The 11,930-nt window shown below is 69.4% G+C and carries 8 protein-coding genes; 2 read left to right on the top strand and 6 right to left on the bottom strand.

Annotated features, from left to right (window positions below):
* Positions 1–46: 46 nt before the first annotated feature.
* Positions 47–2,866 carry a preprotein translocase subunit SecA gene (gene secA / locus ACFXBC_RS33220; RefSeq protein ID WP_385033173.1) on the bottom strand — a complete coding sequence of 940 codons (2,820 nt, stop codon included), beginning with the start codon at positions 2,864–2,866 and terminating at the stop codon, positions 47–49.
* A 279-nt stretch (positions 2,867–3,145) separates the two neighbouring features.
* Here secA and ACFXBC_RS33215 point away from each other — a divergent pair, with 279 nt between their 5' ends.
* Together ACFXBC_RS33215 and ACFXBC_RS33210 are read left to right on the top strand one after the other, a co-directional pair.
* Complete coding sequence (locus ACFXBC_RS33215; protein ID WP_385033170.1) at positions 3,146–3,721, top strand: GNAT family N-acetyltransferase; 576 nt, start codon at positions 3,146–3,148, stop codon at positions 3,719–3,721.
* A gap of 133 nt (positions 3,722–3,854) precedes the next feature.
* Complete coding sequence (locus ACFXBC_RS33210) at positions 3,855–5,039, top strand: winged helix-turn-helix domain-containing protein (RefSeq protein WP_385033167.1); 1,185 nt, start codon at positions 3,855–3,857, stop codon at positions 5,037–5,039.
* A 37-nt stretch (positions 5,040–5,076) separates the two neighbouring features.
* Here the strand turns inward: ACFXBC_RS33210 and ACFXBC_RS33205 are convergent, their stop codons facing one another.
* The 5 genes from ACFXBC_RS33205 to mtrB form a co-directional block, all read right to left on the bottom strand.
* Entirely contained in the window at positions 5,077–5,838 is a 762-nt protein-coding gene (locus ACFXBC_RS33205) for a response regulator (RefSeq protein ID WP_385033164.1), read from the bottom strand.
* 192 nt (positions 5,839–6,030) lie between these two features.
* Positions 6,031–6,720: a ribosome hibernation-promoting factor, HPF/YfiA family gene (gene hpf / locus ACFXBC_RS33200; RefSeq protein WP_385033161.1), complete on the bottom strand. Its 690-nt coding sequence runs from the start codon at positions 6,718–6,720 to the stop codon at positions 6,031–6,033.
* A 322-nt stretch (positions 6,721–7,042) separates the two neighbouring features.
* Positions 7,043–7,762 carry a ComF family protein gene (locus ACFXBC_RS33195; protein WP_385033158.1) on the bottom strand — a complete coding sequence of 240 codons (720 nt, stop codon included), beginning with the start codon at positions 7,760–7,762 and terminating at the stop codon, positions 7,043–7,045.
* A 221-nt stretch (positions 7,763–7,983) separates the two neighbouring features.
* Entirely contained in the window at positions 7,984–9,849 is a 1,866-nt protein-coding gene (locus ACFXBC_RS33190; protein ID WP_385033179.1) for an LpqB family beta-propeller domain-containing protein, read from the bottom strand.
* Positions 9,850–9,910: 61 nt separating this feature from the next.
* Positions 9,911–11,830, bottom strand: a complete 1,920-nt coding sequence (gene mtrB / locus ACFXBC_RS33185) for an MtrAB system histidine kinase MtrB (protein ID WP_385033176.1) — start codon at positions 11,828–11,830, stop codon at positions 9,911–9,913.
* Between the last annotated feature and the right edge of the window lie 100 nt (positions 11,831–11,930).

Genomic DNA, 11,930 nt, shown 5'->3' with positions numbered 1-11,930 from the left:
GTACCGGGCCCGGCCCCTGGAGCAAGCGGCTGGCGCCGCGCGGCCCCTACTTCTTGCGGCGCCGGCCGCCGCCCTTCTGTGCCTTACGGCGCTCCGCGCGCGTCAGCCCGTCCGCCTCGGAGCGGGACGGCCCGTCCTCGTTCTCGAAGTCGCCCTCGACGACACCGCCCTCACCGTCCACGGTCGGAGCCGAGAAATGCAGCCGGTCGGGCCGCTGGGGGGCCTCCAGGCCCTTGGCGCGGATCTCCGGGCGCGCAGCCGCACCCGCCGGTACCGCGTCCTTCTCCAGCGAGGTCCGCTCCGCCGTCTCCTCGACCGGAACCTCCTCGACCTGCTGCTCGACCTGGACCTCCAGGTTGAACAGATAGCCGACGGACTCCTCCTTGATGCCCTCCATCATGGCGTTGAACATGTCGAAGCCCTCGCGCTGGTACTCGACCAGCGGGTCCTTCTGCGCCATGGCACGGAGGCCGATGCCCTCCTGGAGATAGTCCATCTCGTAGAGGTGCTCACGCCACTTGCGGTCCAGCACCGACAGGACCACGCGCCGCTCCAGCTCACGCATGATCTCGGAGCCGAGCTGCTCCTCGCGGCCCGCGTACTGCTCGTGGATGTCGTCCTTGATCGACTCACCGATGAACTCGGCGGTGATCCCGGCCCGGTCGCCCGCCGCGTCCTCCAGCTCCTCCACGGTGACCTTCACCGGGTAGAGCTGCTTGAACGCGTTCCACAGACGGTCCAGGTCCCACTCCTCGGCGAACCCTTCGACCGTCTCCGCCTGGATGTACGCGTCGATGGTGTCGTCCATGAAGTGCTGCACCTGCTCGTGCAGGTCCTCGCCCTCCAGGACCCGGCGTCGTTCGCCGTAGATGACCTCGCGCTGGCGGTTCAGCACCTCGTCGTACTTCAGGACGTTCTTACGCGTCTCGAAGTTCTGCTGCTCGACCTGCGACTGCGCCGATGCGATGGCCCGGGTCACCATCTTGTTCTCGATGGGCACGTCGTCGGGCACATTGGCCATCGCCATGACGCGCTCGACCATCTGCGCCTTGAACAGCCGCATCAGGTCGTCACCGAGCGAGAGGTAGAAGCGGGACTCGCCCGGGTCGCCCTGACGTCCGGAACGGCCGCGCAGCTGGTTGTCGATACGGCGCGACTCATGGCGCTCGGTGCCCAGCACATACAGCCCGCCGAGGTCCTTGACCTCGTCGTGCTCGGCCTTGACCGCGCGCTCGGCCTTCTCCAGTGCGGCGGGCAGGGCGGCGGCCCACTCCTCGACGTTCTCGTCGGGGTCCAGACCGCGCTGGCGCAGCTCCGCCTCGGCGAGGTCGTCCGGGTTCCCGCCGAGCTTGATGTCGGTACCGCGGCCCGCCATGTTCGTCGCAACGGTGACGGCGCCCTTGCGGCCGGCCTGCGCGATGATCGGCGCCTCCCGGTCGTGCTGCTTCGCGTTGAGCACCTCGTGCTGCACCCCGCGCTTGGAGAGCTGCTGCGAGAGGTACTCGGACTTCTCGACCGATGTGGTGCCGACCAGGATCGGCTGGCCCTTCTCGTGCTTCTCCGCGATGTCCTCGACGACCGCGTCGAACTTGGCGACCTCGGTGCGGTAGATCAGGTCGGACTGGTCCATGCGGACCATCGGCCGGTTCGTCGGGATCGGCACGACACCGAGCTTGTAGATCTGGTGGAACTCGGCGGCCTCGGTCATGGCCGTACCGGTCATGCCGGAGAGCTTGCCGTAGAGCCGGAAGAAGTTCTGCAGGGTGATCGTGGCGAGCGTCTGGTTCTCGTCCTTGATGTCCACCCCTTCCTTCGCCTCGATGGCCTGGTGCATGCCCTCGTTGTAACGGCGGCCGGCGAGGATTCGGCCGGTGTGCTCGTCAACGATCATGACTTCGCCGTCGATGACGACGTAGTCCTTGTCGTTCTTGAAGAGCTCCTTGGCCTTGATCGCGTTGTTGAGGTAGCCGACGAGCGGCGTGTTCACCGACTCGTAGAGGTTCTCGATACCGAGCCAGTCCTCGACCTTGGCGACACCGGGCTCATGAATGGCGACCGTGCGCTTCTTCTCGTCGACCTCGTAGTCGCCGGTCTCCTCGATGCCCTTGAGCTGGTTGCCCGCCTCGCCCTTGGTCAGCCGGGTGACGAGCTTCGCGAAGTCGCCGTACCACTTGGTGGCCTGGTCGGCGGGGCCGGAGATGATCAGCGGCGTACGGGCCTCGTCGACCAGGATCGAGTCGACCTCGTCGACGATGGCGTAGTTGTGGCCCCGCTGGACGAGCTCGTCCTGGGACCACGCCATGTTGTCGCGGAGGTAGTCGAAGCCGAACTCGTTGTTCGTGCCGTACGTGATGTCGCAGCCGTACTGCTCACGGCGCTGCGCCGGGGTCATGTTGGCGATGATGCAGCCGACTTCGAGCCCCAGGAACCTGTGGACCCGGCCCATCATCTCGGAGTCACGCTCGGCCAGGTAGTCGTTCACCGTGATCAGGTGAACGCCCTTGCCGGACAGCGCGTTCAGATAGGCGGGCAGCGTGCCGACCAGGGTTTTGCCCTCGCCGGTCTTCATCTCGGCCACATAACCGAGGTGCAGGGCGGCGCCGCCCAGCAGCTGTACGTCGTAGTGACGCTGGCCGAGGACGCGCTTGGCGGCCTCACGGACCGTCGCGAAGGCCTCGGGCAGCAGGTCGTCGAGGCTTTCGCCGTCGGCGAACCGCTCCTTGTACTCGTCGGTGAGGGCCCGCAGCTCGGCGTCGGAGAGGTTGATGAAATCCTCTTCGATGGAGTTGACCTGGTCCGCGATGCGGTGCAGCTTGCGCAGGATCTTTCCTTCGCCTGCACGCATGAGCTTGTTGAAGACGGACACGGGGGTTGGTCTCCTTGCCGGTCGGGCCTGGCGCGGTCGAGTTCACTGGCTGAACCTCCCGGGGTGCTACCCCAGGACCCGGGCCGGAGAAACTGACCGACCAGGGAGCCCGGCTTACTTTCACGCGGCAAACCGGGGTAGAGCAACGGCCATCGTAAGCGAGGACCCCGCCGCGCCGGGAGGCCCGCCGCTCAGGACAACGGTCGGGGCGTCCGGAAGGTGCCGGGAGAACCCGAAAAAGCCATGGCACCTGCCCGGAACGGGCAGCAGAATCGCCCGATGGAACCCGTCACGCTGACATCAGAGCGGCTGTTGCTGCGCCCCTTCGCCCCCGCGGACACCGAGGCCGTGTTCCGGGCCTGCCAGGACCCGGACATCCAGCGCTGGACGGTCGTCCCCTCCCCGTACCGGCGCGAGGACGCGGAGAGCTTCACCGGGCAGATCGTCCCGGACGGCTGGCGGACGGGCACCAGCCTGGCCTTCGCCGTGCTGGACCGCACGAACGCCGGGCTGATCGGTGCGATCTCCGTGTTCGAGCGCGGCAGGGCCGCCACCTGGGAGATCGGCTACTGGATGGCGAAGGAGCACCGGGGAAACGGCTACATGGCCGAGGCCGTGACGGTGCTCACGCACTGGTCGCTGACGACGCTGGGCGTGGAGCGTCTGGAGTGGCGGGCCGAGGTCGGCAACACGGGGTCACGGGCGGTGGCCGAGAAGGCCGGCTTCCGTGTCGAGGGCACACTGCGCGCCGACCTCCTGAACAAGGGCACCCGCAGAGATGCCTGGCTGGGCGCGATACTCCCCTCCGACCTGGCTCTGCCGGCGGAGCACGCCTACCTGCCGGCGGGTCCGTGAACGGCGTGCCCGCGCGCCCCGGTGTGCCCGCAGCCCCGCATGGAGATCCGGCAGCCTCCGGTCGATCTGCCGATCCGCTTCCGTTTTCCCCGGCCGGGCCCGGTTGTCAGTGGGGCGGCCTATCGTTCGGGGCATGACTCCCGTACCGCCCCCAGCCGTCGAACTCTCCGCCGACGAAGCCCGCCGTACAGCGCTGCGCGCCCAGGGTTTTCTGGGCGCGCCCGACCGGCGCGGCGGTGTGCGCGGGGTGCTGCGGCATCTCGGGGCGGTGCAGCTGGACACCATCTCCGTCCTGGCCCGCTCGCACGAGCTGATCCCGTACGCCAGGCTGGGCGCAGTCGGACGCAGGACCGTCGAGGAGGCGTACTGGTCGGGGGGCCGCTCCTTCGAGTACTGGTCGCACGCGGCCTGCATCCTGCCCATCGAGGAGTGGCCGCACTTCGCCTTCCGCCGCCGCGCCTACCGCGACCGCCCGCACTGGAACCACGAGCTGCCCGATGCGGCGTACGAGACCGTGATCAAGCAGCTGCGCGCCGAGGGCCCGCTGACCGCCACCGAGCTGGGCGGCGCGAAGAACGGCGGGGAGTGGTGGGACTGGTCGGCGTCGAAGGTCGCAGTCGAGCGCGCCCTGATGTACGGGGAGGTGGTGTGCACGGAGCGGCGCGGCTGGAAGCGGGTGTACGACCTGGCCGAGCGCGCGATCCCCGGCCCCCTGCTCCATGACGAGCTGGACGACCTGGAGTGTGTCCGCCGGCTGGTGGCGCTCGCCGGGAAGTCCCTGGGGGTCGGGACCCGTACGGACATCGCGGACTACCACCGGCTCAAGGGCGAGCAGTTCGACGCGGTCGTCGCGGATTCCGGGCTGGTCCCGGTCAGTGTCGAAGGCTGGTCCAAACCGGCCTGGGCTGACCCGGCCGCGCTCTCCGCGCCGCTACGCGGCCGCCACCGTACGACGCTGCTCTCACCGTTCGACTCCCTCATCTGGGAGCGCGCTCGTACGGACCGGATCTTCGGCTTCACCCACCGGCTGGAGGCGTACGTTCCCAAGCCCAAGCGGATCCATGGGTACTTCTCCATGCCTCTGCTCGCGGGCGGGAAGCTGGTGGGGAGGGTCGACCCCGCACGGGAGGGCAGCACCCTGGTGGCCCGGCAGATCTCCCTGGACAGCAGGAAGGCGGTGCGGCCGATGGCCGAGGCGCTGGCCGAGGCGGCGGCCTGGGTGGGATGCACCGACGTACGGGTGGAGCGCATCAACGAGGCAGCTCTGCGGGCCCCGTTGGCAGCGGCCCTGGCCGGAGCGCTGGACGCGACCGGGTAGCGGGCCGGGCCTTCGTCCGCCGCTCCGCGGCGGGGTCTCAGCGGATTTCGAGGATCTTCTCGCGCATCGCGTAGACCACGGCCTCCATCCTGGAGTGCAGCTGCAGCTTCTCCAGGATGTTGCGGACGTGGTTCTTCACGGTGTTCTCGGAAATGAACAACTCCTTGGCAATGTCCCGGTTGTTCATCCCCGTGGCCACCAGTTTCAGCACCTCCAGCTCACGCTCGGTGAGCCGCGGGGCCGGTACGAGCCTGCGCTCGTCGGTGCGCTGGATCATCGACTTGAACTCGGTGAGCAGCTTCGATGCCATGGAGGGGCTGATCTGCGACTGCCCGTCGGCCACCGCCCGGATCGCCGTGGCCACTTCGTCGGTCGAGATCTCCTTCAGGAGGTAGCCAGTGGCCCCGGCCTTGATCGCGTCGTAGAGGTCGGCCTCCTCGTCGCTGATCGTCAGCATGATGATCTTCGCGCTGGGTGCCACCTCTTTGATGGACGTGCAGGCCTCGATGCCGCCACGCTTGGGCATCCGTACATCCATCAGCACGATGTCGGGCAGCAGATCGGCGGCCTTGTCGACCGCCTCCGCGCCGTCGCCCGCCTCGCCGATAACCTGGATGTCCTCCTCCGCGGCGAGAACGATCTCCAGGCCGCGCCGGAAGAGCGCGTGGTCGTCCACCACCAGGACCCTGATCGGCTCCTTGAACGGAGCCACGCGGTGGTCAGGGCCGCCGTGGTCCGCCGCACCATGGTCCATGGGGTCCTCGTCCCGGTCGTGCGCGGGACCGAAGTGGTCCGCCATCGTTCCTCCCCCTGCAGCATGGGCCCGAAGTTCATGTACGACGCCAACCGCAGCTCACAGAAGCCCGGTTGACGCGCACCGCCATGATTTCATGCCGGGACGACGGAACGGTGATCCCCAACCCGATCTGCACCGCACGGCGGCGCCCCTGGTGCGTACGGACGGCCAGGGGCACCGCGACGGTTTATGACGTCATCCGCCGAGCGCACCGCCGGCGCCGGCCGCCTCCATGTCGGCGAGCGGGTCGGTCGTCAGATGGATGACACCGTAGTCGTAGGCGTGCCGCCGGTAGACGACACTGGGCTCCTTTGTCTCCGCGTCGACGAACAGATAGAAGTCGTGCCCCACCAGCTCCATCTCGTAGAGCGCCTGGTCGAGCGACATCGCTGCTCCGACATGGGTCTTCTCGCGTACCACCAGCGGTCCCTCGCCCTGGACTTCGAGCGAACCCATCCTCGTGGTCGGAATGGTCTGGGGCGTCACGTCGGCGATGAACTCACCGTCGCCGTTGACCTCCGCCGTTTCCGGCACCGCGTCGACGACTTCGGCTGCCGAAATACGGCCGGCGCCCCTCCTGTTGTAGCGCTTCTCGTGCTGCTTCCGCAGCCGCGCCTCCAACTTGCCCGTGGCCAGATCCAGCGCTGCGTACGGGTCGCCTGCCGCTGCCTCCGCCCGGATCACCGGGCCTCGGGAGTGCAGCGTGATTTCCACACGGTCCGAACGGTCGGCCTGCCTCGGATTGGGCTCCTTGGACACCTCGACGTCCAGGCTGATCACCTTGGCGTCCAGCTTCTGGATCTTCTCAATCTTCAGCTTCTCGGCGACGTGCTTGCGGAACCGCTCGGGTACTTCGGTTTTGCGGCCCTTGACGACGATGTCCACGCAGAACTCCGTTCCCGGATCGCTCCGCTCAGCGGCGGAGCAGCTCCCTCTTGCACCAGACCCCGGTGAGTACCGGAGTCTCGGACTTGGTGACTTTCACCTCCTCCTCCCCCGTCGGGAAGATCCCCACCCGCACCAGCCTCCGGCGTCGCAAGCCCCGGCTTTCCACGGAGCCGACGGAAACCGGAAAGTGCCGTGCACGTCCGTGTATTCAAGTGAGCCACAGCTTCCGCCATTCCTCACAACCGAACATAGCTCGCTGGGAGGGGTCTCGGCACCCGCTACTCACGCGTACCCCCGTTCAGGTGGTTTTTATCCCTCGCTACCTGCAACGACGCAAGTCAGCTATCAGTTCCGGTTTATTTTCGAAAGACAGCGGTGGCGCGGCGACGACCGCGGCCACCGGCTCCCCGGTTCCGGGGAATTCCAGGCCTGCCACTGCCCGTACGGCACGAGATGCCTCCACCAGTGATGCTCCGGTCGTCATGAGATCGTCCACCAACACCACCCTGCCCCCGTCCAGCAGCCCTACGCCCCCCGGTACCACTTCCAGTGCACCCGAGAGATTCGCCAGCCGCTGCGAGGCGTCCAGGCCCGTCTGATCGGCCACCGCACGCCGCTGCCGCAGCGCGCCCAGCATCCGCGCCGGCGTCCCGCTCCTGCGCAGCTCGGCCGAGGCGGCGCGGGCGATCCGCCGGCCCGCGTCATGGCCCCGGGCCCGCACCGCACCGCGGGACGAGGGCACCGGGACGAGCAGCAGCGTCCCCTCACCCGCGCTCCGCCCTGCCGCCGCCCGCACCGCGGCAGCGAGCGCGCGACCGAGCACCCCCGCCAGCCCCAGCGCACCCCGCTCCTTGTGCGCGAGCAGCACGGCCCGCACCGCGTCCTCGTACCCCGCGGCGCCCCATACCGCCGGCAGCCCGGCCGGCTCCGGGTCCGGTCTGGCCCTGCGCACAGGACCGCCGCAGAGCGCCTCGGCGCATTCCGCGCAGAGCGCCGTACGAACTCTGCCGCAGCCTCCGCATGCGCTCGGCAGCACCACTTCCGAGATTTCCTGCCACCACCCCCGCATGACATCCACTCTGCCGAGCGACGGGGTATCCGGCCACCCCTGTGGATAACCGACGACGACCGCGGAGGACTGTTCCGTACTGTTGCCCCGGGCAGCGGTTCCCCTGCCTTCCGCGTCCCTTTCACAACAATCGCGAGCACCCGCCGGCCGCCCGCGCCACCACAATCCGGACGCTGTCCCCGGACAGACAGCTATCCGGGATAAACCGGCGACTTCCCTTCCTCCACCACGGTTTTCCAATTCGCACGCGGCGGCAGACGCACAATTCCGTCCTCGTCCGAGAGCGCCATCAGCGGCAGCCTGTCGTCGTCCGAGGCGGCCACAGCCGTGATCCGGTTGGCACCCGGCAGCGGATTCACCCCGGAAACCGAACCGTCCGCCTGCATATAGCGCACCTGCTGCACCCCGCCCGCCTCCTTGCCGACCACCACAAGGCGACTGCGCCCCGCCCAGGACACCGCCGTCACATCCGCCATCTGCGGTGCGGCCGGGCGCAGTTCGTCCACGGCGTAGACCGTCGGGTTCTCGGTGGTCCCCTGCCGGATCACCCGGCCCACCTTGAGCGTCGTATGCCCGTCCTTCGTCAGCAGCAGCGCGATCCGCACCCCGTCGGACGACATCCGAAGCCCGGCGATGCGCGCACCGTCCAGCCCGAGGACCGGGACCGACTGGGGCGCGCCCGAACCGCCGGCGAACCGCAGCAGCCGCGGATCCGCGGGGTTCCGGTCGGCCACCCAGAGATCTCCCCGGCCGTCCCAACTCGGCGCCGACAGACGGTCCTTCTCCTGCTTCGCATGGCTGGTGTAAAGCTGATCAGCCGCTTCCCCGCCGGAGACGATCGACGAGGTGGACAGCGTGCCGCCGTCCTTCGACACCCCCGCCGCCCGGCGTTCGTCGCGCGCCACCGCGACCGTCGACAGCGGCTTCGCGCCCGCTCCGAGCGGTCCCGGGACCGGCTCGGGCTCCGTCTTCTCCGAGGTGTCACCGCCGATGGCCTGCATCCGCACCAGCCGCCCCTTGGCGTCGACGAAGTACTCTCCGGCCGGGCTGCCCGATGTGCGGTCGGGTGCGTACTCCTGCGCCTGGTCGGCGCTGAGGACGCACAGCTGCGAGCCGTCCGCGCGCTCCAGCTCCACCTGCTCGACCCTCATGGACGTCACATCGCGCAGGGTGAAGAGGAGTTGGGCCGCCATCTGCCTGCACTGCCCCTGCCCGACACGGGCCGCCTTCTCGTTGAGCGGCACCTTCAGGCCATTGCGGTCGTCGAGCGTCAGCGTCTTGACGCCCTTCTTGAGCGCTGTCCCGGCCGGAAAGCGTGAAGACACCACAGGACTCAGCCAGTTGGTCGGCCCGTCCAGCAGCGAGGCGACCGTCTGCGTCAGCGGATCCCGCCGGGTCTCGGGGTCGATGCCCTGGCGGAGATAGACCGGATCCGCGACGAGCCAGTTCCCGCCCGACGTGTCGTCGGACGCGGTGGATGCGGAGGTGCGGGAGACCCCGGATGTTCCGGACGCCCCCGGCGTACCGGAAGTGGAACCGGCCGCGAAGTAGTACTTGTTGACGGAGTGATAGTTGCGCTGGAAGTCGGAGAGGCTGAGCAGCAGACCGGCGGGCAGATCGTCGATACGCCACTCCTTGCCGTTCTGGTGCACGAGGTGGATCGAGTTGCGGTACGTGCCCTTGTCGGGCTGGTACGCGTGCTGCTTGTCCACCACGGCCACTTCCGTGCCGCTCAGTTCGAAGGTGGAGGAGACCTGCGGCGCGTCCCGGTCATTGGCCGGATTCGCCCGGCGGGTGGGCCCGTCGGCGAGCACCGTGGTCCGCGCACCCGGATCCCACTTGCGCGACGCTTCCTTCGTCAGATACTTCCTGGCCGTGGCGAACTGCAGATCGTCGCTGGTCATCGCCTCCAGGAAACCGTCCACGACCTCGGCGGGCGCGGCCCCCTCGCGCGGCGGCACCGCGTACACCTTGACCTGTGAGTCACTGCGCTGCGAAGGGTCGACGGCCTCGATGTCCCCGGTGTTCGGCATCGAGGCGCAGCCGGCCAGCAGCATGCCCCCGCAGCCGAGCCACGCGTAAGTCCGCAGCCCCCTCAGGCCACGGCTGCCCCCACGATCATCGCCCACGGGCGGTGTCCTCCTGGTCCGAAGCTCGATCCGAAGCCCTGTCCGAAGCCTGATCCGATCCTTGCGCCGCACAGTCACCGGCCCTCGGCACCACCCGGGCACCACTGCCCGGCAGCGCCGTCGGGTCGGCCGGTACCGCACGCGGCTGCGGCGGCAGCGGCGAGCGGTCCGCGCCGGGCTGGGCCGGCACCACGGCAGGCCGCCCCGCCTCGGCCCGCACCGCGCGCCCACGCCGCGAGTCCTCGGGCTCCAGCGGTATCGGAGAGCCGCGCAGCGGTTCGTCCGCCGTACGCGGCAGGGTCAGCCGGAACTGTGACCCGCCACCCGGCTCGCCCCAGGCCTGGAGCCAGCCACCGTGCAGCCGCGCGTCCTCGACGGCGATCGACAGACCGAGCCCGGTCCCGCCGGTCGTACGGGCCCGCGCCGGATCAGCGCGCCAGAAACGGCTGAAGACCCGGGTCGCCTCGCCCGGCTTGAGCCCCACCCCGTAGTCCCGCACGACGATCGCGACGGCGCCCCCCGCCACCCCGAACCGCACCACCACGTCATTGCCCTCACCGTGCTCCACGGCGTTGACGACGAGATTGCGCAGCACCCGCTCGATCCGCCGCGCGTCGACCTCCGCGACCACGGGCTGCTCGTCACCGACCACCCTGATCCGGCTGCCCTTGCGCTCGGCGAGCGGCTCGGCACCGGATATCACCCGGCGCACCGTCTCCCGCAGATCGATCGGCTCCGCCTCCAGCGCAGCGGCGCCCGCGTCGAACCGGCTGATCTCAAGGAGATCCGCGAGCAGCGACTCGAAGCGGTCGAGCTGATCGCCGAGCAGCTCGGCCGAGCGCGCGGTCACCGGGTCGAAGTCGCTGCGCGCGTCATGGATGACGTCGGCGGCCATCCGTACGGTCGTCAACGGAGTGCGCAGCTCGTGCGACACATCGGAGACGAAGCGCCGCTGCATCCGGGAGAGGTCCTCCAGCTGCTGGATCTTCGACTGGAGGCTCTGCGCCATCTTGTTGAAGGCTTCACCGAGCCGTGCGATGTCGTCCTCGCCGGTGACCTTCATCCGCTCCTGCAGACGGCCGGCCGAGAGCCGCTCGGCGATCCCCGCGGCCATCCGTACGGGCGTGACCACCTGCCGCACCAGGAACCAGGCGATCGCCCCGAGCAGCACCACCACGAACAGTCCGGCGGTGGCCAGGGTCCGTTTGACCAGGCTGAGGGTCTTCTCCTCCTGCGAGAGCGGGAAGAGGTAGTACAGCTGGTACGGCTTGTGGTCGATGTCCTCAAGCCGCTGGCCCACCACCAGACCCGGCTCGGGCGCCCGCCCGTCGGCGTATCTGATGTCCGTGTACGTCTTGTACGGCGCCGTGCCCTGGTCGACGTTCTTCCGCAGCTCCTCGGAGACGCTGTCGGGGCTCACCTGCCCGGACGTACGCTCCCCGCCGTTGCCCGCTCCGGTCTCCTCGGACGCCGGAGCGAGGGTGACCACGCTGTACGCGCCCTGGCCCCCGCTGGCGAGCTGGGCGACCAGGTCGGTGCGCCACTGGCGGGAGTTGCTGGCGGCCCCGGGGTCGCCGGAGTCACTGTCGGACACCGTCGTCGCGTTGGCCTTGTCCTTGGCGACCGTGAAACCGCCCGCGGCCTGACTGACCGCGGCCTTCTCCTTGGCGTCCAGCAGCCCGTTCCTGACCTGGCCGATGACGACGAACCCGAGCACCAGAACCACGGCCAGCGACATCAGCAGCGTGCCCGCGACCACCCTGAGCTGGATGTTCCGCCGCCACAGACGCACCGCGGGAAGCAGCGGGCGGCGCACCCAGCGCGCGAAGAGCCGCAGTACGGGACCGCCGGGCGCCCCGTCCTGGAGCAGCCGGCCGCCCTCCAGGACCCGGTCGCCGAACTTGGCCAGCGCGAAACGCTCCGCGGACCCTCCGCCCGACGCACCGGGCGGGGCGGGGGGGGGGGGCGGGCGCCCCCCCCGGGGCGGGGGCGGCGCCCCGCCGCGCACA

Origin of the sequence: Streptomyces sp. NPDC059398 (assembly GCF_042751845.1) — a bacterium.
GTDB lineage: Bacteria > Actinomycetota > Actinomycetes > Streptomycetales > Streptomycetaceae > Streptomyces.
The sequence above is the reverse complement of the archived record's forward strand: the minus strand, read 5'-3'. Positions and strand labels throughout refer to the sequence as shown.